Genomic DNA, 23,508 nt, shown 5'->3' on the forward strand with positions numbered 1-23,508 from the left:
ATATAATCCTATCTATAGTTAAACGAATAAGATTAAATAAATTTAAATTTTCTTGCTTTATCTACTAAACTGTTTAGGCATTTCTTTAACGTGCTTATCATCATCACGCCAATCATAGGTTTCTTTCTGTGAAATATCTAAAGTTTGATCTCCAATTCTAACAATATTCTTATTTACCCATTCAATATATGGATCGGTATCTGGATAATTCCAATATATATTTTTCTCTGAATCTGTATCAAGGTTAACTAATTCACCCCTAACAGCATCCGCACTTAATGATCCTGCATTATGAAAATAAGTCTTGATGAGATATTTTCCATCTGGAGATTTCACTGTTCGAATTAATTCCCCTTTTGGAACACCTTGCAAACTAAAAAATTTCCAATATCCAAACCCAATTATAATTACTAACATAGTAATTATAGTTAGTAATACTTTTCTTTTTGTTTTTTTAATTTCACCTTTTGTATTTATAATACTCATTCAACTCCATTCCATAGAACTAATACCATATTATACCATTAAATAAATGGTATAATATATCAAAAATAAAAATCCTCCCGTAATAGTATTATAAAAAGGGCATGTGATGGTCTCCCTATTTATAAAGTGAAACTTTAATCCCACTCACCAATCGGGCTACCCGTTAATGCGGGATAAACATGAAAATTCCCCTTTAAGAAAAATATAAAAAATCAGACAGTATACTTGAATTGCTCTTCGCAAGAGAATATACTAATAAAGCAGGCTATGACGTTCCTTCCTTCTAACTTCTTTGGCGAAATAGGGATGTTACTTTCCTGCTAAACACATAGGCTATGACAATTCTTCCTTCTTTTCCAGAAATTCCAAATTGTTTTAGAGTTGTCAATTTCCTATGAAAACAATTAGACTATAAAACCTCTTTCTTCTTTGGGATTGAATAAACTTTAGTTTATCAACCATTGATGTAGAGGTTTTCTTTTCTTAATTAACAAATTACCACTTAACAACTAAATGTTATACCCCTAATTTTCCACTAAAAAATAGCTATGTACCCTCAGTGCATTTCTCTATAATTAGTGTGTTTATGCATGTAAAAATAAAAATCTACCACTGAAAGGAGGACAGTCAGACTATTCCCCTCTTTTATAAGGAGTGAATAGCTGGCGTTCTCATGAAAAATTCTATTTACATAAGAAGAAGTTTGAAAGTAATTATAAAAAGAGAAGAAAATAAACTACCGAACATTTATTTAGCCACTGTTTTAAAAAACTTGGAAAGTTTAGGATTTACTTTTTCCGAGCCTTTAATAGAAGAGTTGCAAACACTTTCGGTTGATACATTCACATCGTTTTACAAAGAGTTGGTAAAACATTTAAAAGAAATGGTTGGTGCACATATTCAGTTTACTCCTATGTATCCAAACTTTCCGCAACAAATGATGGATTTAAGTGACGCTGATTTATACATTAATGCTATTATTCATTATGTGACGTTGCGCCTACCTGTATCAAAAGTAGAAGAACGACTTCCTCTTTTAGATAGCGTTGATTTGAAAGTTATTAACTTAGGAAGTGAAGAAGATTTCAATCAAATGATTTCTCAATTGATTAGTGCAAACAGCTCTATTTCCTCAACTGATAAGACAGATGTAGAATGGGCTATTACACACACTGAAGATGTTTCCTGTTTTCTACCTAATGTAATTCCTCATAAGGAAAATATGTCTTTTATAATTGGAGTTTTATTAATAAACAGAAAAATATCAGCCGATGCTGCTGCAAAGTATTTTAAAACAGCAACTGATGTTCTTCGCCTTGCAGTTGCTTTATCTGAAGGCGATGTGAGTTTAGCATCTTCCGTTCGATTCAAGAAGTTTAACCGAGCAGAAAGACGCTTCCTTTTAGGATTGTTAGAGCAATGCGGAAACATTACTGAAGATATGCTTCGATACAAAAAACGTTGGATTCGTCTAGGTGAAATTCTTCATCCAGCAGAATATCATACTCGTTTCCCAAAAACCCACCGAGCATTTGAGATTCTTCGCAACAACATTAAAGTTGAAACATTTAATGGAAAAATAGAAGCAGCTTTGTTGAATCGTGATATCATGACAGCGAAAAATCTTTTAAAAACTCGCCCTGGGGAATTTGCCAGACGCTTGGATCATTTAATCCGTTTATGTAGTGATAAGTCAACAGATGTTTTCCATATTCTCGAAGAGTTTCTAAGTATAATAGGAGACGTTTCTACTCCTGTATTACTTCAACTCACAGCTCATTTTAAGCATCGAAATGATAAAAATGAATTTCGTACCTTTTTTCCAAAGGGAAATGTAGCAAAAGCTATAGGTATTGAAAATACACTTCCATTTATCTCAGAGGATATTTGTTTAATGATTGTAAAAATGTGTGAAGATACTTTAAAAAATCGCTTCGCAAAACTTCCAAGTCTCGGAAAAGTATTTTTGGATGAACAGTTAAAAAATCACTTAGTTCCCTTCTCTCAACGTTCAGCCAGCAAAGCGCTTCGCACATTATCTCGAGGAAGTAAAGTAGATTTGCCAGAAGGAGATACGATTCGTTTTTTCCTATGGTGGAAAGAAGGCTATGTGAATGGACAACATACAGGACGCGTTGACATTGATTTGTCTGCTGCAATGTACGACGAAGATTGGCAATACAAAGAACATGTATCCTTCACGAACTTACGTTCAAAAAATTTCAAAGCCTACCATAGCGGAGACATTACTTCTGCACCAAAGGGGGCATCTGAATTCATTGATTTCGATATTCCGTCTGTGCTGAAATATGGTGGACGCTATGTAGTCATGACTTCGCTTTCTTACACAGACCAACCATATAAAGATTTACCAGAATGCTTTACTGGTTGGATGGTTCGTCAATATCCTGGTTCAGGTGAAATATTTGAACCTTCTACTGTTCAAGATAAAGTGGATATTACTGCCGACACCCAAATCTCTATTCCAGTTATCTTAGACTTAAAGGAACGAAAATTGATTTGGACAGATTTATCTCTTACAAGAGATCTAACTTATGATAATACCATCGAGGCTAATCAAAAAGGTATGATACTAGTTGGAAAGGCTTTAACTAATTTAGTTAAACCGAATTTATATGACTTGTTCCGATTACATATTGAAGCTAGAGGTGAACTCGTTCAAGACATCGAAGAAGCAGAAACTATTTTCACTTTGCATAAAGGGATTACTCCTTTCGATATTGAAAAAATAATATCTGATTTTATAGCTGACCCACAAGGCTAACTACATTACAAACATTGATAATGTGTGGAAAATATCCATGTATAATGTCTATGTGAAACAGGACCTGATAGATGCATATCAGGTCCTGTTTTTTATTTAGTAGATACTAAATAGTCCGGTTAATCATTATTCAGCTAAACACACGATACTAATAAAGTGAAATTTATTCGAAAGAAGTTCATTAGTTACTACGTATCTAATTAAGAAACATTCATATACCAGCCCAAACATCTTTTCCATATCGCCCTTCATCTTGCACACGATCCAACCAATTCCTTGCTTCTTGTTCACTGACTTCATGAATTTCTTGATATGCTTGACAAAGGGTATCTTCTACATCCGGAGCCATTTTACTGCCATCACCACATATATAAAGATGAGCTCCATTATCTAATAACGAAATTAAATTGATACTATCTTGTTTTATTAAATGCTGTACATATGTTTTGGGATGTCCCTCTAGACGAGAAAAAGCTGTGTGTAAAGAGATTAATCCATCTCTTTCATCATTTTCTAGTTCTGTACGATAGAGATAATCTTTTTCAGGATGACGACAACCAAAATATAGATGCGCTTGTCCTAAATTAATACCTTTTTGCTTTTGAACACGACGCGCTTGCAAGAATCCACGGAATGGTGCAATTCCAGTACCTGGCCCAACCATAATAATTGGTGTTTCTGGATCTTTAGGTAATTCAAAGTTTGATTGTGGCGTTCGAATGAAACAAATAATCTCATCTTTATTATGACGCTGAGCTAAATAATTAGAAGCGACTCCTTCATATGTCCCTTCCCCACTCCATGCAGGCGCATTAACAACACCGACCGTAATGCTCAGACGATTCTGTGCAACAAGTGGAGAGCTTGAAATAGAATAGTAACGCGGTTTGAGCGCAGGAAGAAGTTCTAAAAAGCGTTCAAATCGGATTTCACAAGCCTCATACTTTTCAAGAAGGTCCAACATTGAAATCCGTTTCTTTAATATTTGTTCATGGTAAACTCCTTCTTCTAACAATGCTTCCAATTCTTTTTTATGAGGAGGACATGCTGTGAATGTTACCATTTCTCGTATTTGTGCACGAGTGGCTGCTTCTTGAACTTCGACACTATAACTAAGAAGGTCCAATAAACTAACAGGACTGTCTAAAGGTATGTGATTTATACTTCGTCCACTTGCACTCAGTATAACTTGATCCTTCCCATTTAATCCAAAGCGTCTTAAAATTCGGTTGATATTTTTCTCGCTATTAACTGGCAGCACTCCAAGGTGGTCTCCTTCTTTATATGTAGCGCCTTCTGGCAAGGATACCTCGATATGTCGTGTACTTCTATCACTGCTGGATGATTGGAGTTCACGATTTTCTAGTATAGACGCATAAACTGCTTCATATGTTCGTGCAAGAGAAGATCCTCCAAGACGACTGACAAATTGCAGACTCAACGTACTGCGCTCTTTTTCCATATTTTTGTTGAGCTCCAATCCAAATGCCTTCATCGCATCAGACCACATGCTTTGTTTCCATTGCTCGAGCTGTTCCTCGAAATCACCACTTGCATCTGCTTCTCCGCATTTAGAAAATCTTGTTGCTCCTTTTTGAGCCATCTGCTCATCAATATATCTTGGAATCCGTTGATAGGTACTAGCCCAATTATGATCTCCACAACCAAAAACTGCGTATTGAACCCCTTTTAGCTCATCCGGTTTTAGTTCCTCCAACCATTGCACAAACTGCCCTGCATTACTTGGCGGTTTTCCATTATAAGAAGAAGTCACAATAAGTACCGCTCCTTCTTTTGGCAAACTTCCAATTCGATCGTTAAGAGCTACCACTTCCGTTTGAACTCCTTCTAAACTAGCTGTATCCGCTAATTCTCTTGCAATACCTTCTGCTACCCCTGTATCCGAGCCGTACAGAACAAGAAGTGAAAGATTATCGGCCCCAATAATAGAAGGTGTCTTCTGGACGTGCTGCTTAATTTCATGACTTTTCAGCTTGTCCTCTGTAGGTGCAAGAGCAGTAGGATGGCTTATAGTTTGTTTTCGGGGTAGAATCCTAATCTTAAAATCACCGGGCTTTAGCGTTAATGTTTGTTTTACGTCCAGCTGATAGTTTTGATAATCGATTAATTCAAAATGTTGAAGAAGCATTCCCATTACAAGAGTGGCTTCATGAAGTGCAAATTGCATACCGATACATGCTCTCTGGCCATTTCCAAATGGCTTATAAGCATGATGAGGAACCTTATCCAGCTCTTCAAATCGTTCAGGTTGGAATTCTTCCACATTGTCTCCCCATGCATCTTTATCCCTATGTAGCTGTGGAATAAGAACAGAAATACGATCTTCTCCTTTCTTAATTGGGTATTTCCCGCCAATCACTGTATCTTCTTTTGCATAGAGACTGAATGCTGGAGCGGTAGGCCATAGACGTAGCGATTCATTTAAAATCATCCGTATATACTTCAGTTTCATAACTTGTTGGTATGTTGGAGTGGGATCTGTCAAAACACGGTCTACTTCTTTATAGGCTTTTTTCAACTTATCCGGATTCTTTAATAAAAAGTAAATTGCAAACGATAACAATCCACTTGTTGTCTCATGCCCAGCTATTAAAAAAGTGATAATTTGGAAACGAATGTTTTCATCATCTAATTTTTCACCAGTTTCCGGATCCTGAACATTTAACATACGGGAAAGTAAATCATTTTCTTCCTGATCTCCACTACTTTTACGTTCAGCAATAATATTATCTACTAAAGAAAACATAGATTGGATATCATGCTGAAATTGACGTTTCGTTCTCCACATGAGTTTGTCTTCTATATCCAGCCGCTGCAATTGGTGCATTGCCTCATCTAGAGCACGGCTCATACTAGTGATAAAAGGATGAGGGGTCTCACGATAAAAGCTATTAAATCGGTAATTAAAACCACATAGACCAATTGTATCTAACGTAAGGCGAGTCATATCCTCCGGAACATCTACGTCTTCATTCGGATTAAGCCGTGCCCATTTTTGAACGAGTTGTACAGCAAGATCGACCATCATGGCATGGTAATCTTTCATTGCCCGTTGGCTAAATGTAGGCATCAAAATATTATGAGCTTTTTTCCAGTTAGGCTCGTGAGTCTCGCTAGTAAATAATCCGTCTCCAGCAAAGGCACGAACCTTTGCCAAAGCACCCTCTATGCTTTTATCGAACCGCGTTTCGTCACAAACTTCTGCTACCAGTTCATGTCCAGAAACGACAATTATGGCATCACTTAAAGTTTGAATTCGAAAAATGGGACCATACTCTTCCGCCAGCTTAATAAACGATAGAGTCGGTTTATCTTTATCGATTAATGGGAGATTACCCAGCGGTCCATATGTTTTCGGCTGAGGAATGGCAGATACTTTTTTTTCCATTTAAAACACCCTTTCAAAAAAGCATGAAATAAAATATCCCATTTAATAAAGAGGAAATAGCAACTAATCGCCTGGGATACAGATATGTAATTGATTACCTTATTTTATCTTTTCCCTAACTATTCATGATTATGATATTGAGTATAAGCTTGGCAATTAGATTTATAACTTGTAGAAAAATACTAAATTAAAATGAAGCGAATACATATAATTAGAGCCTTTTAATGTTGGTGTTAAAAGATAATCTAAAATTATAATGTTTATGAGAAATTGCAAACGGATCTCATCTCTTTTATTTGTTTATAAAAACGATTATTTTGATTCATTTTCTTATAAAACACCCCAAAATAGAAAAGTTGACGAGCTTAAGATTGTAATCAGTAGTCTAGTTAAACCAATATGATAAGCAAGTATACTGTGTTACTAATGAAAGAGGACCTGATATGAACATCAGGTCCTCTTTCACTATATAATTATTTCACTGCTTCTTTCAGCTCTTTTCCAGCTTTAAATATCGGCGCCTTAGCAGCAAAAAAACTTGTAGGAATCATTATCTAGCGTTTTATTCTTCTCTATCGATTTAACTTCTCGACAGCTTCCGCACTTGTATCTACACGTTTAACGAAAAAAACTAATAGTAGTGCAACAACATTCATGCCAAGCGCTACATAGAATGAATATTGAATTCCGGATAATAAAGCCTTCTGAGTTAACATTGCCTTCGTAGCCTCTGTGAAGGTTGTTGGATCTACATCAGCCATTAGACTTTCAGCTTTTGTTTTTGTTACAGAATTCATAATTGTAACAAGAATAGCAGTACCAATCGAACCGGACACTTGTTGAGCTGTATTATTAACAGCTGTACCGTGCGGATTTAAGCGCGTTGGCAATTGATTGAGGCCATTTGTCATAAGTGGCATCATCACCATCGCCATCCCAAACATCCGCAATGTGTAAATAAGAATAATATGTGTGTGACTAGAATCGATTTGCAGGTTTGCCAGCATATAAGTTGAAACAGCTGTAATGGAAAGTCCTACTATACCAAGAATCCGAGGGCCATATTTATCAAATAGTTTACCTGTAATTGGTGACATAATCCCCATTATTACCGCACCTGGAAGCATCATCAGCCCAGAGCTCAGCGGTGAAATACCGCGGACGTTTTGTACATAAGCTGGTGTTAAAATCATCCCCGAAAACATGGCCACTGCGTTGACAATTGCAATTACAGACGCAAGCGCAAACATTGGGTACTTGTAAACACGTAAATCCAATAACGGCTCATCCATTTTTAATTGTCGAATAATGAAAGCAATTAGGGCAATAGCGCCTATGATTAAGGCTGTTAAGACAACTTTATTCGTCCAACCATCGGAGCTTGCAGAACTGAATCCATATAACAAACCGCCAAAACCGACAGAAGATAATAGTAATGAGATATAATCAAGTTTTGCATTTTCATTTTGTCTCATGACATTCTCCGATTTCCAAATCCCTAACAGTAAGCTAATGATTGCTAACGGTAAAATCATTTCAAAAAGCAAACGCCAGTCATAATACTCTACAATATAACCTGATAGTGTCGGCCCAATTGCTGGAGCTGTAATCATAACTAGTCCAAAAATCCCCATTGCTGTTCCCCTTTTTTCTCTTGGAAAGCTTACTAGCATAATATTCATTAACAAAGGTCCCATAACTGAAGAGCCTGCCGCTTGAACCATCCGACCAGTAAGTAATAAACCAAAGTTAGGTGCTACAGCCGCTAAGGCAGTACCAAGAATAAAAATCACCATAGATGTAATAAATAGGCTCCTATTGGAGAAACGCGTTATTAAAAATGCTGAGGCCGGAATTAATATACCACTTACAAGCATATACCCTGTAGAAAGCCACTGGATCGTTGAATAATCTTGAATGTTTAAATCTTTCATTATTGATGGCAAGGCTACATTTAAAAGGGAGTTATTTAGAAATGAAACAAATGCCCCAATAAAAAGGATTACAAGCATTACATATGGTGGTTTTCTTTTATGTAATGTTTCACTCATATATTTAATTGCCCCTTCATTATAAATTTCATTGATTCGTTTAAATCGTTTACATATTTGCACAAGAAAATATTACCCTTGCAGTATTTTGCCAAACTCTTCGAATGGATATTCTCTTTTTAGCAATTCCACTTGCTCAACATACCATTTTAAAATCTTTTTGTTGATTAAACCTTTATAAAAATGTTTGTTAACGGAATTTAAATTAGGCTGAAATACACAAAATAAGCAACTGAAAATCCCCTTCTAAAATAAAGTGAAGCTTTAAATCAATGAGAATTTTACAGGGAGCGAGAAAAATCAAAAAGACCACGCACCCATTCCTTTAAATACAGGCTTGTAGATCTAGTTATGTAACCATCCATAAAAAGGAATATTACATAGGCTAAGTCTAACATTACATTTTTAAAGTGAGGAGAATAAGCGTATGGACCAATATTGGTATTTGAATTCAAAGGGAAATGGTCAACAATATAATAACCAAATTTCATTATATTCACAGCCCGAGATAACTACATCTGAGGTAATGAATGATTTGAAGATTTCTGAGAATTGGAGTTACCGAGTCTATCCAGTTAGTTGGGATTCATCAGCCAATTATACGGGGTTCAATCCCCACCCCCCTCTCTTCTCTTGGGGGCAGCCAATTAATTATGCAGGGATAATGCCCCAAGGTCAGCCTGCTAATTGGACTCCATTACCAAGTCATGCAGGTTTTAATTTTCAAAAACCTCCCTTCCCCTGGGCGCAACCATTCAGTCATACAGGGATGTTCGCACAAGGTCATCTTGCAGCTTTACTATCGCCGCCAGCCAAGCCTTTTCATTTCAATACCAATAACTCGGGTGTTTTTGGAAATCCTCCAGGATGGGGTGGTCCGTGGGCCCCAATGGGATGGGGAAATAACGGAGGTAACGGTCAGCTAGGAATGCTTGGAAACTTACTTACAGCAGGAAAAGGCACCATGAGTGGAATAGGAATGATCAGTAGTCTAATCGGGATGGGGAAGTTCTTCTTTTAGTTAATTAGAACAGGAGAATGTGGCTGTAGCTTTAATCAGCCACATTTAAGGACAGTAATCTCCCACCTAACTTCCTAGCATAGCATTCGCGGAAATTTTATGTAGATATGTATTGTTACAAGTTACTGTTTTACTTTGAGTGCTCCTTTACTTTCTTATCAAGTGCCTTACTATAAGCATCTTTGTTTTCCTGTGATAACTCATAAATTGCTTTTTTCCAATGCTCTCCGTCTACACCTGATAAAAATTCAGTACCTTTCATTGTAGCTTCTTGAATCTTCTGTTTATCTTCTTTACCAGCATCCTTAATTAACTTCGTTGCTTTTCTTGCCTCTGTTACCCCTTCTTGTATGGATTTGTGAATGTCTTTGTATGTATCAGGTACTTTTATGTGTTCCATATTGTCTAAAATTTTATCTATCTCGTTTGATGTTTTTAAAACAGCTTTTGCTTTTTCTTTGCCCTTTAAGGATTCTCCTAAGTTTAGTAATAGTTCATCCTTCTTAAATTGGAACTCTACCACTTGCTCACATATGTAGTACGGATACTGTTGTTCAGAAATTACTGTTTTCGTTATTACTTTACTAGTTTGCTCAGTCTTATGAGTAGAATCTTTATCTCCTACCTCGCATCCGACTAACAGTATAAATGGAACTGCTAACGTTACTAGTTTCTTTGCTCTCATTATGTATTCTCCTTGTAGAAAGTATTGTAAGTAATTAACATATCAAACTATAACATACATTACATTATGGTTCACTTCCATTACGCTTTTAAAATGTAAAATAAGAATACACCCCATAAGCCACAAATAAGATTAATAGAATAGAAATGCCGAGTACCGTATATATAATCCATTTTAAATTTGAATTCATATCATCCTCCTACCTCTCGATAATTCCAGTATATAACAAAAAAGCATTGGATACCCAATGCTTTTTACACTTACACAAATAAAGAAGTATTCGCATATAAAGCTGGTGAACCACCTGAATGTACGAATAAAATATTGTCTTCCCTATTAAATTTACCTTTTCTAATTAAGTCGATTAATCCCGCTACCGCCTTACCTGTATACACTGGATCAAGTAAAATACCTTCTGTTTTCGCAAGTAACTGAACTGCCTCTACCATTTCCGGCGTTGGTAACGCATAGCCGGGCCCTACATATTCATCAAAGCACGTAACAGCGTCGTGCGAGATAAAGTTTGGAATACCAACGTGTGCTGAAGTTTCATCTACAAGTTTTGCTACTTTCTCTTCTTGCTCAGCTTTTCCTCTACTTACGTTAATCCCGATTACAGGAATATGACTTTGTGTTCCAGAAAAACCAGTAATTAAACCAGCATGCATACCGCCGCTACCACTTACACAAACAACTGAACTGAAATCAATTCCTTGCTCAAATGATTGCGCCATAATTTCTTGCGCACAAGCAACGTATCCCATTGCGCCCGTAGGATTTGATCCACCAACTGGAATTACATATGGTGTATTACCTTTTTCACTTACTTCTTGTGCTACTTTATGCATTTCTTCCATAAGATCTGCTCCGTTCGGTACAACAATTACATTTTCAGCACCTAATAAGTGATATAAGAAATAGTTCCCGTTAAAGTCTCTCTCCTCTTCTGTCTCAAGCCCTTCCTCTAATACAAGGATACATTTCATTTTTTCTTTTACCGCAGCAGCAAGTGTCAGGCGGCAATGATTTGACTGAATACCACCAGCTGTAATTAACGTATCTGCACCCTTTTCCTGTGCATCTGCAACTAGAAATTCTAACTTTCTCGTCTTATTGCCACCGGCTGTTAAACCAAGTAAATCATCTCTTTTAAAATAAATAGTCGGACCACCAAGTGCTTCAGAAAAATTGTTTAACTTTTCAATTGGTGTATATGATTCTGTATATTTTTTTCTCGGGAATTTAGCTAAATTCATTGTAACGCTCCTTTTGTACTTCTTTCACAATATATGTAACGTTACTATTATTACACGTAAAAATGGTGAAGTCATCTTTCTCGGTTAAAAATGTATTAGAATTTCGTTTTGATAAGTAAAACCGTATTAATGATTTTAACTTAATTACGGTACATGAAATTTATATCAACGATTTTTTAAATATATCGTTCATTCCTTACAATATATCAACGATTTTTCAAATATATCTATCGTAACTTGCAATATATCAACGATTTTCTTAATATATCGATCTATCGACAAAAAACGACAGACAGGCAACCCCTTTCTCATCAACAAAAAAAGAGCCCACACATTCAAATGTGGGCTCCCTCCAATCACTTATTTACCGAAAAACGAAGTAAGTGTGTTAATCCCGGCTCTAAATTCATTTCACCTTTATGGCGTACGTATACGACTTTATCTCCATCAAATTTCGTAGGATTTGCTTTACTATACGTATGCCACTCATTCGTTCCTTCTATAGAATACTCCATATATTCAGTTGCACCGACAATTATATTTTTACGATCATCTGCCGTTACATTTGGTGCCATCTGCGCAATTTTTGAATCACTAATTAATAACTTCTTTATATCCTTATCACGTTTGTAATCGTAAGCTGTCACAATTACATCGTTACCATATGCTTTCACTTGTAACCCTTGTTTAAATGAATAGCCATCTGGAGCAGTTTTCTCTCCTCCATTTGGCCCTGCTGACATCCAGCCTGTTTCAATACCGCCCGTATTTACAACAGTGAAACCTTTTTCATCTCCACCTTTAATTTTCTTTTTACCAGCCCAGTCAGGTAAGTTTAAATCCCAATGCGTATGGCTCGTGAAGAAAACAACTTGCGGATAGTCTTTTAATATATCGTACAATTTATCCACGTTTAAATAATCTTGTAAATATGGTGATTGTCTTGATCCCGATACTGTATCAGGTAAAACATGATGAGAGAAAATGAAGATTGGCTTATTTTTATCTTTTTGACTGTACTCTTCTAAATTTTGTTTTAACCAACCTAATTGCTCATCACTCATATATACTTCATCCCACATTTTTGAATCGTGGTATTTCATATATTTTTCAGTTCCTAAAAATAGAAGCGGATAACCGTCTAATTCTTTTTTATGATATACCTTTTCTTGTCCACTAAATTTCAGATAGCGGTTAAATAAAGTTTCCTCAGTTACACCATTTGGCCATGTACTTTGAGAGAGTTTCCCATCTGCTGTCCATTTACCAGCATAAAACTCATGATTCCCAACAGTAGACCATATATTTTCTGGATGCTTATTTTTATTTAACACACGCATTACATCATCATATTGTGACTGTTGTCCAGTCGGCGTTATATCCCCATTCATAATAAGCGCTCTAGAAAGTGGCGTTACTTTATTCATATCTTTTAATACGTGATCAAAATCTCCTAAATCACCTTGAATGTCACTAATAACATTAAAAGTTGTAGCTGATTTTCGAACTTTCTCTTTCCCTTCCGCATGCACTGAAAAAGTCGGTAATAATGCCGCCATAACTGCTAACGAAGCAACTGTCTTTTTCATACAAATTCTCCCCCTAATAATAGAATGTACAAACTGACATGTTCTGCTCTGTCTTAGGTGCTTGTCCAATTCACATTATAGGAGGAGATTGTAAAGATTGATGGAATGAAAAATTAAGTGTTTTTTAAGAGATTTTGTCTTTTTTCACACTCCACAATTAGCAATTCGCGCCAATCTAGCTTTCTAGTCTTTAACATTACATAAATGTAAATGAATATGATGAATCTCTTAGTTTAATATGTTGTCTTTTTAATCTCTGTTATATAACCGCCACAAAATATGCTATCTTTTCAAGTTCTTTTTCTTTAATAAACGTTACTCCTCTTTTAATTAGCCTTAAAATTGTAAAGTGGCTTAATAATATGTTTAATATCAATTGTTTCTTTTGTATTCTCAATAATTTCATCCATTGGCTTATATACCATTGGTGCTTCATCTAAAGTACTTTCTGCAACAGATGTAGTCCAAACCTCTGTCATTGTATTTTGAAAATCCTCTAAGTTAAGTACTTCTTTCGCCTTCTTACGGCTCATAATACGCCCTGCTCCATGAGGGCCAGAAAAGTTCCAATCTGGATTTCCTTTACCAAATGCAATGATTGAACCATCTCTCATATTGATTGGAATGATTACTCGTTCATCTTTCTGAGCTGAAATAGCACCTTTTCTTAGAATCATATTGTCCATATCGATGTAGTTATGGATTGTAGTGAATTGATCTGTTACTTTCCAATCCATTGTAGTGACGATTTCATCAATCATTGCTTTACGATTTAACTCCGCATATTTTTGTGCAATTTTCATATCATTCATGTAATCTTTAAATCCTTGTCCTTCTAAATAAGCTAATTCTTTACGAATCACCGGTTTCTTAATTTCACGTAAAGCTTCATGTATTTCTTGTTGTCTGCCTTCTTTCGTTAAACGCTCAATCATTTCTTCTTTAATAGATTTAACGTTTATAAGTTGCTCGTAAGCAAAGTTTTGATAATACTCTGCTACTTGTTTCCCTAAATTACGCGAACCACTATGAATAACAATGTATACATTTCCTTCATCATCCTCATTCAGTTCGACAAAATGATTCCCCCCGCCAAGTGTACCAATACTTTTTTGAGCACGTTGCAATGTAAACGGGGCTCTTACACTATCAAAATCAATCATTTTTGAAAATCTATGTTCCTTATCTCGAATACGAAAACCACTTGGGACAAATTTACGTATCGTTTCGTCTAAGTAATCGAAGTTGATTTCCTCTTTTTTCTTATTAATTATAACAACCTCCATGCCACAACCAATATCGTACTTACCTCCCAGTTTCCTGAAAGTGTGGACTATACCTTCTCTACAGTCATCGAGATATGCAGTCTCTACTGTAGGCTCACCGTATTAATTATTCCTCTTCAACTCAAAATGGATGAGGAATAATTCTGTACCTTAGTCTGCTAACATGGTACAAGTCTCTGAACCATTCGATTATGTCACCATAACCACTGGCTGCTGATTGCCCTCGCCTTTTATCGTTAGGGTTCCCAGTCAATTGAGTGAGTAGTTTAAAGTCTGAGCCGATTAGTTAACCCCGACTAAATTAGGAACAATCTTATCTTGAATTGTCATTGTTGTCCCAATCGTGCAACCTGCACCCGCATGTGTATCTGGCATAATACGAATCTTGCTATCCTTTACGAATTCTTGGTTACAAAGATCAATAATTTGACCTGCTGCCGTTTCTTCTACATTCGTAGTATATACTTTTGCTTCATTGTATTTTCCTCGTAATTTCAACATCTTCTATTTCCCCTTTCCTTTAGTTTCTACAAAACATTAATTTATATATATTTATAATTATATTTTCCACCACTACAGCTCATTTCCTTTTTTATAAAAAAAGACACAGAGATTCCTCCCCATGCCTACTAATTTCCTACCTTTTCACCGCATGCACATAATGCACTGTCTCAAAAGCTTTCAAATAATCGTTTCGTCCTTCAAAATATAATTTATTTATGTCTTCTGGCGATAAATGTTCATAAATGAGTAAGCCCGCCTTCTCTAACAGTGCTTCCATTTCGGCATAAGAAAAACATGATTTCATCGGTTCTCCGCCTACCGCAGCCATTTTTACCATATTTTCAACTCGATTGGACAGTCCCTTTTCCGTAAATAAGTTTTCATCCGGATAATCGAAAACGATAGAACTCCCTACTGGAACTATCTCGAATAAACACTCTATTAAACAAGCAAGCTCCTTTTTCGTTAAATAGTACGTAACACCTAAAAGGCTAAAGAAAGTCTTTTTATGTTCAAATCCTTCATTGCGTAAATGTTCATAGGAAAATCCTTTCGTAAAATCCATTGAAACAAAATGAAGGTTATTTGGAACTTCAAGTTCTACTTCTTTTATTCTTTCCTTCTTAAACGCCTGCGTAGAAGGATGATCCACTTCAAATATTTCTATTTTATTTTCTAATTCTCGGTGTCTAAAACTGAACGTATCTAAGCCTGCACCGAGTATGACGTATTGTTTCGCTCCTAATGTAATTTCATGTAGTAATACTCTTTCACAATATGCGGCACGTGCTAAAGGTGTTGGTGATAACTGAACTTGCGTAATCCATTTTAATATTTCTTTCGGATTGTCTTGAAATTGCTCTGCAATGTCTGTATTGAAAAAATGTATTCCTTGAACCATGTTCGTTTCAATATCGTTACATTCTTTTTGTAAAATGAAATCTTTAGCTACATAATCATCAAAGATTTTAGGATTATCAAATTCACTATGATACGCCCTGCTAAAAGCTGATACTAACGACGTTACACTTGCTTCACCTTTTTTCACGCACATACACTCTCCTTCATTTTCACAACAAAAATAGGGTTCCCCTGGCCAGGAGAACCCTATTATACACCTTATTTTTATATCGGTAAATTATAGCATAAATAAGTTTTTTTGTCAAGTTTTCAACCTACTAACGCTCCAATAATTTGTGTAATCTCTAGCAGGAAGATTTCGATCTACACCGAATATTCCAGTTCATAACAATACAAATGGAGGGCGTCATGAAAAGATTAGTCATCATTACAGTTGGAAAAACACACAGTGGAAAAACTACATTTGCAAGAGCATTAGAAAAAGAGTTACCCCACTCTTTCGTTATGGATCAAGATAATCAAGCTGAATTTATTAACACGCATTACGAAAAATTACAGCCGGCTAAAGGCCCTAATACATTTAAGCACGGTCTTTCAAAATTCATTGTTGATTATGCGAAAGAACATTCAAATTTACACCTTATTATTAGTAACTCCAATCGCAGTAAAAATGGAAGGTTATATTTACTAAACGAATTATTTCCACAGAATGAATATGTACGCATACTCGTTCATTTTGATATTCCAGATGATGTCCTTTACGAAAGAGTAGCTCGAAGCACACGAAGTACGAATATTTTTAGAGGTGGTTATTCTAATTTCAAAGAAGTACTCGATCGACAACGGGCTGAATCGCAACATGAAGATGTGGTCGATCCGATAGAAAACGAGGCTGATTATTTGTTCGTTATTCGTAATAGTAAGGATGTAAACTCTACTATAAAAGAAATTGTTCATCTAGCTAAAGTTTTGTCCCCTACTCCAAAATAAGAGACTATAAGAATTCCATAATGATAGATTATTATGCAAATACTTCCTCTAGACATCGTACATGGTATATAATGATAAGATAATCTACTTCTATATGCTCATTTTTACACAAAACAGCTCATGCATATGAAAGAAAAGAGGTACAAAAATATGAAAACAAAACAAACAATCGCTGCGTCTACACTAGCTTTAGCAATGATTGCTGGCGCAAACTCTGCTCATGCGGAAGTAAATGATGCTACTCCTCAGCAAAGTACGGGAGATCGATTAGCTGAAATTAAGCAACATAAACAAGAGTTAGATGCGAAATTGCAGCAACACAAAGAAAACGTGGATCAAACATTCAATGAACTTAACAAGGTTAAGGAAAATGTTGATACGAAGGTGAATGAACTACATGAACGTAAACAAGTTGCTGATGAAAAAATTAACGAGATTAAACAACATAAACAAGAGTTAGATGCAAAACTTCAGCAAGACAAACAAATCGCCGAAGATAAAATCGCGGAAATAAAAGAGCATAAAAAACAAGTAGAAGATAAAGTTGCTGAAGTAAAAGAACATAAGCAAAATATCGATAATAAGGTTAATGAGATTAAAGAACATAAACAAACTGTCGATGAAAAAGTGAATGAAATGAAGCAACATAAAGAGAACATCGATCAAAAGGTTAATGAACTTAAGGAAGTAAAAAAACAAGTAGATGAAAAATTAGCTGAGTTAAAGAAAGCGAAACAAACTGCTGAGGACAAACTTGCTGAGTTAAAAGAAAACAAGCCGAATACTGGTAACACGTTAGAGGAACTTAAGAAAATTAAAGGCAATTTAGACAGTCTTTCCGCTAACTTAGAACTAGCTAAACAAGATGTGAAAAACAAACTAGCTGCATTACAAGAAGCTAGACAAGATTTAATCAATAAAATTAACGAAATTAAACAATCAAAACAAACTGTTTCAGACGTTTTATCAAAGAAAAAACAAGACTTAGATATTAAAATCAACGACTTTAAACACACTGAGAAAAAAATTGATGACAAATTAGCTGAGATACATACAACGAAGCAAAATGTTGATAACAAGATTAATGAAGTATCACAGTCTAAACAAACGCAAGCAGATAATGGTACTAAAAACAATAACGCTAAAGAACTTCCTAACGCTGGTAGCGAGCAATCAAACAATATGGCTCTAGGAATGCTATCTGTATTAGGCGGTATTTTATTACTTACTCGTAATAAAATTAAAACGTTATTCTCTAAATAAATCCATTAAAAAAAAAGGAAAACCGCACATACATGTACGGTTTTCCTTTTTTATATTAACTGTCCATCTCGAAGCGTCAATATACGATCACATACATCAAGCATTCTTTCATCATGCGTAATCATAATTGCTGCTTTTTGGCTCTCTTTCACTTCACGTTTCATCATTTCTACAACTTCACGTGCACGTTTTGAATCTAAGCTAGCCGTTGGTTCATCCGCTAATATTAAATCCGGATTGTTCATAAACGCACGAGCGATTGCTACCCTTTGTTTTTCTCCGCCAGACAGTTGATTTGGATAATGATTTTTTCTTTCCCCTAATCCAAATGCTGCTAATAAATGATCCGCACGCTTTTCTGATTCTCGTTTGTTTTCTTTTTTTAGCTTTGCAATATAAAGCAATTGTTCTTTCACATTTAAATATGGAACAAGGTTTGCGAACTGGAAAATAAAGCCGATTTTTTTCAAACGAATGTCTGTCATTTCCTTTTCTGATAACTGTGTAATATTTTGCTCACGAATGTAAATATCCCCTTTTGACGGTGATAATAATGCACCCGCGATTGATAATAACGTACTTTTCCCCGATCCAGAAGGACCGACGATTCCGATAAATTCTCCAGCTTTCACATCAAGCGATATCGGATGAAGGGCTATTACTTCCGTATTCCCTTCTCCGTACACTTTACTTACTTTGTCTAATTTTAATAATGAAGTCATTACATCCCGCCTCCAATTGCTTCTAGCGCATCAACTTTTAATACTTGATATAATGAAATAAGTGTTCCTAAAATACTAATGACGATAAAGATTGCTGCATATTGTGTAATCATCGGTGCTGTTAATAAGAACGGCATACCTGCTGGTAAAATTTTCTCTAACCCTTGTACAAGAACGATGCTAATTATCATCGCAACGACTGATAAGAATAACGCCTGCACGACTAAGCTATTTGCTAAATATGAGTCCTTTGTACCAATCGCTTTTAATACGCCTAATTGCTGTGTTTTTTGCAATGTAATGACGTAGAAGAATACACCGATTAATAACGCAGCGATTACAAGTAAGAATGCAATGATCATCGTTAACGTTCCTTGCTCTTCTTTAAACCCTGGAATACTTTGTAGTACTTCTTTTTTATCAATAACGTGAGCATTTTTAATTTCTTTATCTGTATTCAGCGCAATTGCACTATAATCTTTTTGGTTTGGTTGGGAAATAGCACCCCATACGTCTTCATTTACATAAACGACTGGTGTATGGCTAAACATTTGGTCTTTCGTAAATCCAACGATTTTAAATTCTTTTTTTGAAACAGGATCGATAATTGTATCTCCAATATCGATTCCCTTCTCTTTAATCGATTCGTCAGCAACCATTTCGTTATTTGCTGTGCCTAATTTCTCACCTTTTACAATGTTCGGCTCTAAAAATGAATCGCGCTCACTTGAGAAAATAGCGATATCAACCTTTTTCGAACTATCTTTCTTTTCATACGTTGAAACTTTTACACGAAACGGAACAGCCTCTTTCTCGTCTACTTGATTTACTACGTTATCAACATCGTCTTTCTTAATTTGTGAACGAAGTAATTTATTTTCCGCATCATCTGCTAAAACGAACTTATTTGCCTCCATATTTTGAATCGATGAAGCATTATCATATGATAGTCCATTTGCCAATCCTGAAATAACAAGAACTAAAAATGATAATAACACCATAATAAGTCCGATTAATCCATATCTTAATTTTGATTGTTTTAATTCACGCAGAGCTAAAAACATTTCGCTCGCTCCTTCCTCTTTCTTTCTATGCACTTATCATAAAAAAGAAATATGAACGGAATATGAACAGAAGATTACAGAGGGAAAATTAAATTACATCTGATACTTTTTGAGCGCGGGAAAGGTGCGGCTTTATAGCAGAAATGGGAGTACGTGAAATTTATATCAGCAATTTTTCAAATATATCAGCGCAAATAGAATTATATCGGCGATTTTCACAATATATTGGCGCAACTCAAATTATATCAGCGATTTTCCAATTATATCGACTTATCGACAAAAAACGACAAAAAAGAGGCCGTTCCGAAACAGCCTCTTTCATCTATTTAGGAAGCTCCACCCGAACAGTCGTCCCTTCCCCCTTCGTACTATACACCGAAACGTTTCCATGATGCAGTTCAACAATCTTCTGCACAATCGATAACCCTAAACCGCTACCTTCTACGTTTCTTGCTCTTGCTGTATCCACCTTATAAAAACGATCAAAAATACGATCCATTTCTTCTTTTTCCATACCAATTCCGTTATCAGATATAGAGATAATGACACTAGACTCTAACTCTTCGAGGAAAAACTCAATCGTTCCACCATCGTTTGAAAACTTAATGCTATTCGTAAAGATATTACTCCATACTTGATGAAGTAAGTTTTCATCACCTTGTATTGTAATGTCCGGCACATCAAATTCAACAGCGATGTCTTTTTCACGCCATTTCCACTCAAGCATAAAAATGACGTCTTTAATTTGCTTCTGCAGATTGAATTCTCTTATTTGTAGAACCTTTTCCTCTTTATCTAATGAAGCGAGCGTAAGTAACTGTTTACATAAACTAGACATTCGCTTACTTTCACCCTCAATAATTTGTAAGTAATGATTTCTTTCTTCCTCACTCATCTTTTCTGTTTGCAACGTTTTTGAAAAACCTTGTATGGAAGAAAGTGGCGACTGAAATTCATGTGAAACGTTCGAAACGAATTCTTGTCTCATTTCATCTAGTTCTTTAATACTCTTCGTCATCTTTTGGAAGCTTGTAGATAACGTTCCTATTTCATCTTTTCGTTTTACATCTAATTCAATTTCATATTCCCCACTCGCAATTTTTTGCGTAGCCTTCGTAAATTTACGGATTGGGCGAACGATATAACCTGCTGCAATCGCTATAAAGATAATACTTAATAGTACGATAAACCCAAGTAATACCGCTAAGAAAATTCGCATCTCGCCAAATTGGTTCTGAATGTCAGGACGAATAAATAACGCGTACTGTTTATCACCGTGCTTTACCGGTACACCAACACTATTTATTAATTCATTATCGAAAAATCCTGTAATAAAAAGACGCGTTGGATACGTAGAAACACCATTAAACGTTTCTCCTTGCAATACTTTATGAACAGTAGCATCGCTAATAGACGTCTTACGAAACGCATTACCAATACGCTTCCCATTCTTTTGATCATCGACAATATAAATTTCATACCCTAACTTTGCAATAGAATGCAAATACGTCTCTTGATTTTCTTCACTTTGCTTTTCATATAACGATTTAACTTCTTCCGCATACTTTAAAATCTTTTCACTATTATACGGTTTTAACTTCACTTGATAATATACGTTCGTTAATAAAAAGCCGATAATACTACTAAGTAGCATAATGCCGACCGTCATAAATACAAATCTAGAATATAGTGATTTCATCTTATTTCAACTCCAACTTATACCCGAGGCCGCGCACTGTCGTAATTTGAAAATCATCCGTTCGTTTTGAGAAACGATCTCGGAGCCTTTTCACATGAACATCAACTGTTCGTTCATCTCCTTCAAAATCCATTCCCCATACTAATTCAATTAATTCTTCTCTTGAAAATGTTCTTCCAGGATAACTAGCTAATTGTGATAATAACTCAAATTCCTTTAAAGGAAGTAAAATTGTTTGACCGTTACACTTTACTTCTACACCTTTTCGATCAATTGTCGTTCCGTGCAACGTAATAATATCTGCACTCAGCATTTGATAACGGCGTAATAAAGCTTTCATACGGAAAATCACTTCAGCTGGTTCAAATGGTTTTACGATATAATCATCTGTACCAGAAATGAATCCTTTTTCTTTATCCACTAACTGGTCTTTCGCAGTTAATAAAATAACCGGTATATCATGATACTTCCGGATTTCTTCACATAACGTATAGCCATCAACGAACGGCATCATAATGTCTACGATCGCAAGATGAATATTTTCCTTCTCTAAAACGCCTTGTGCTACCTTTCCATCTTCTGCTTCAAAAACTTTAAACCCCTCTTTTTGCAAATGGTAATGCAACAACTCTCTAATATGCTTATCATCATCAGCTAATAAAATATGTATCATCTTCATTAAACCCTCTCTTGTTCATCCTTCTACATCCTTACCTTAAGAAACAATTGAATTTTTTGCAAGAAAAAGAAAAAGAATCTATTTTGAAAAAAGATGATTCAAAATAGATTCTTACGTTTTAGTATTAAGATTATTTTAATAAAAAATAAGTTCTAAGCTTTAGAAATATCAACGAATCCTTCTCCAAATACGTCACGAACATCATGTATAGCGATGAATGCAGCCGGATCTGTAGTTTGAACAATCCTCTTTAGCTTCACTACTTCTTGCTTATTGATAACAACATAAAGAATTTCCTTCGGAGTTTTCGTGTAATAGCCATGACCTGAATACACGGTAACCCCTCTGCCCATTAACGTAGTTACCTTCCCGGCAATTTCATTCGGGTTATCAGAAATAATTGTAATGGCTTTCTTCGGATTTAAACCTTCAATTACAAACTCCATCACTTTCGTTGCTACATATAGCATAATAATTGTTATCATCAGTTTTTCTGCACCAATGATGAAATAAGATGAAAACGCAACGATTAAATCGAAGAACAGTAGACCGTAGCTAATGCTCCATCCTAAATACTTATGCGTCATCCTTGCTAAGATGGTAGTACCTGCAGTTGTTCCGTCAACGCGAATGATAAGACCAATCCCGCATCCAATAAATATTCCTCCGAAAATGGCATTTACGAGCATTTCATCCGAAGCAATCGTCCATCCTTCTGTCAAATGAAGGAATAGCGAGTTCGTAACTACAGCGATAATCGTATAAATTGTTGTTATCTTATTTAAAAATTTATAACCGGCTATTAACAAAATTGCATTTAAAATTAAGTTAACTAAGCCCGGTGACCATTCAAATAAATAATACGTAATAATCGTGATACCTGTTACCCCACCCTCACCAAACTCGTTCGGGATAACAAACAAATTGACACCTAACGCAAAAAGAAATGCACCAATAATAATAAAAATAATGTCTGTCGTTCTTTTTTTCATACAGTACCTCACTTCTTATGTAAATATTTATTCTGCCATAAACTCTCACCATTATATCGTGGAATATTCAAATCGAACAGTGGTTTGTTTTTATTTTAATATAAGATAAAAAATCAACATTATTTATTATGTACTGCAAATAAAGTTTTGATTTCAACCGTAATTT

The 23,508-nt window shown here is 35.4% G+C and carries 18 protein-coding genes; 4 read left to right on the forward strand and 14 right to left on the reverse strand.

The features are described from left to right. Window positions 1–57: 57 nt before the first annotated feature. Window positions 58–486 carry a DUF5412 domain-containing protein gene (locus tag AXW78_RS15345; RefSeq protein ID WP_000022536.1) on the reverse strand — a complete coding sequence of 143 codons (429 nt, stop codon included), beginning with the start codon at window positions 484–486 and terminating at the stop codon, window positions 58–60. Between the two features lie 673 nt (window positions 487–1,159). On the opposite strand from AXW78_RS15345, the gene AXW78_RS33905 reads away from it, so the two are divergent. Then, entirely contained in the window at window positions 1,160–3,271 is a 2,112-nt protein-coding gene (locus tag AXW78_RS33905; protein WP_061884373.1) for a TerD family protein, read from the forward strand. 211 nt (window positions 3,272–3,482) lie between these two features. Here AXW78_RS33905 and cypD read toward each other — a convergent pair whose 3' ends face one another. Together cypD and AXW78_RS15360 are read right to left on the reverse strand one after the other, a co-directional pair. Beyond that, window positions 3,483–6,680 carry a bifunctional P-450/NADPH--P450 reductase gene (gene cypD / locus AXW78_RS15355; protein WP_061884374.1) on the reverse strand — a complete coding sequence of 1,066 codons (3,198 nt, stop codon included), beginning with the start codon at window positions 6,678–6,680 and terminating at the stop codon, window positions 3,483–3,485. Window positions 6,681–7,252: 572 nt separating this feature from the next. Further along, window positions 7,253–8,731, reverse strand: coding sequence for a DHA2 family efflux MFS transporter permease subunit (locus AXW78_RS15360; RefSeq protein ID WP_061884375.1), 1,479 nt, complete (start codon window positions 8,729–8,731; stop codon window positions 7,253–7,255). A 427-nt stretch (window positions 8,732–9,158) separates the two neighbouring features. On the opposite strand from AXW78_RS15360, the gene AXW78_RS15365 reads away from it, so the two are divergent. Then, window positions 9,159–9,752 carry a hypothetical protein gene (locus AXW78_RS15365; RefSeq protein ID WP_000373137.1) on the forward strand — a complete coding sequence of 198 codons (594 nt, stop codon included), beginning with the start codon at window positions 9,159–9,161 and terminating at the stop codon, window positions 9,750–9,752. Between the two features lie 130 nt (window positions 9,753–9,882). Here AXW78_RS15365 and AXW78_RS15370 read toward each other — a convergent pair whose 3' ends face one another. From AXW78_RS15370 to AXW78_RS15395, 6 genes are all read right to left on the reverse strand, one after another. Next, window positions 9,883–10,437: a DUF7018 domain-containing (lipo)protein gene (locus tag AXW78_RS15370; protein WP_061884376.1), complete on the reverse strand. Its 555-nt coding sequence runs from the start codon at window positions 10,435–10,437 to the stop codon at window positions 9,883–9,885. A gap of 260 nt (window positions 10,438–10,697) precedes the next feature. Next, the gene (locus AXW78_RS15375) at window positions 10,698–11,693 is read right to left on the reverse strand and encodes a D-cysteate sulfo-lyase (protein ID WP_061884377.1); all 996 of its coding nucleotides are present in this window, start codon (window positions 11,691–11,693) and stop codon (window positions 10,698–10,700) included. 356 nt (window positions 11,694–12,049) lie between these two features. Next, window positions 12,050–13,282: a DUF4073 domain-containing protein gene (locus AXW78_RS15380; protein WP_061884378.1), complete on the reverse strand. Its 1,233-nt coding sequence runs from the start codon at window positions 13,280–13,282 to the stop codon at window positions 12,050–12,052. A 326-nt stretch (window positions 13,283–13,608) separates the two neighbouring features. Continuing rightward, window positions 13,609–14,568 carry an RtcB family protein gene (locus AXW78_RS15385; RefSeq protein WP_061884379.1) on the reverse strand — a complete coding sequence of 320 codons (960 nt, stop codon included), beginning with the start codon at window positions 14,566–14,568 and terminating at the stop codon, window positions 13,609–13,611. A 282-nt stretch (window positions 14,569–14,850) separates the two neighbouring features. Beyond that, window positions 14,851–15,069 carry an RtcB family protein gene (locus AXW78_RS15390; protein WP_000916247.1) on the reverse strand — a complete coding sequence of 73 codons (219 nt, stop codon included), beginning with the start codon at window positions 15,067–15,069 and terminating at the stop codon, window positions 14,851–14,853. Between the two features lie 136 nt (window positions 15,070–15,205). Continuing rightward, entirely contained in the window at window positions 15,206–16,126 is a 921-nt protein-coding gene (locus AXW78_RS15395) for a class I SAM-dependent methyltransferase (RefSeq protein ID WP_081113975.1), read from the reverse strand. 215 nt (window positions 16,127–16,341) lie between these two features. Here AXW78_RS15395 and AXW78_RS15400 point away from each other — a divergent pair, with 215 nt between their 5' ends. Both AXW78_RS15400 and AXW78_RS15405 read left to right on the forward strand, forming a co-directional pair. Further along, on the forward strand, window positions 16,342–16,923 hold the full coding sequence (locus AXW78_RS15400; RefSeq protein ID WP_061884381.1) for an ATP-binding protein: 582 nt from the start codon (window positions 16,342–16,344) through the stop codon (window positions 16,921–16,923). A gap of 150 nt (window positions 16,924–17,073) precedes the next feature. Next, a complete protein-coding gene (locus tag AXW78_RS15405) occupies window positions 17,074–18,186 on the forward strand; it encodes an LPXTG cell wall anchor domain-containing protein (RefSeq protein ID WP_061884382.1) in 1,113 nt (370 codons plus the stop codon). A gap of 50 nt (window positions 18,187–18,236) precedes the next feature. Here the strand turns inward: AXW78_RS15405 and AXW78_RS15410 are convergent, their stop codons facing one another. From AXW78_RS15410 to AXW78_RS15430, 5 genes are all read right to left on the reverse strand, one after another. Further along, window positions 18,237–18,908, reverse strand: a complete 672-nt coding sequence (locus tag AXW78_RS15410; protein ID WP_061884383.1) for an ABC transporter ATP-binding protein — start codon at window positions 18,906–18,908, stop codon at window positions 18,237–18,239. Further along, window positions 18,908–19,972 carry an ABC transporter permease gene (locus AXW78_RS15415; RefSeq protein ID WP_061884384.1) on the reverse strand — a complete coding sequence of 355 codons (1,065 nt, stop codon included), beginning with the start codon at window positions 19,970–19,972 and terminating at the stop codon, window positions 18,908–18,910. The genes AXW78_RS15410 and AXW78_RS15415 overlap by 1 nt, the downstream gene beginning before the upstream one ends. Window positions 19,973–20,294: 322 nt before the next feature. Then, window positions 20,295–21,671 (reverse strand): sensor histidine kinase, encoded by a 1,377-nt coding sequence (locus AXW78_RS15420; protein ID WP_061884385.1) that lies wholly within the window; start codon window positions 21,669–21,671, stop codon window positions 20,295–20,297. Between the two features lies 1 nt (window position 21,672). Then, window positions 21,673–22,350, reverse strand: coding sequence for a response regulator transcription factor (locus AXW78_RS15425; protein ID WP_000781972.1), 678 nt, complete (start codon window positions 22,348–22,350; stop codon window positions 21,673–21,675). Window positions 22,351–22,502: 152 nt separating this feature from the next. Beyond that, window positions 22,503–23,342 (reverse strand): YitT family protein, encoded by an 840-nt coding sequence (locus AXW78_RS15430; protein ID WP_061884386.1) that lies wholly within the window; start codon window positions 23,340–23,342, stop codon window positions 22,503–22,505. Window positions 23,343–23,508: the final 166 nt, after the last annotated feature.

It is taken from the genome of Bacillus thuringiensis, from assembly GCF_001595725.1.
Taxonomy (GTDB): Bacteria; Bacillota; Bacilli; order Bacillales; family Bacillaceae_G; genus Bacillus_A; species Bacillus_A thuringiensis_K.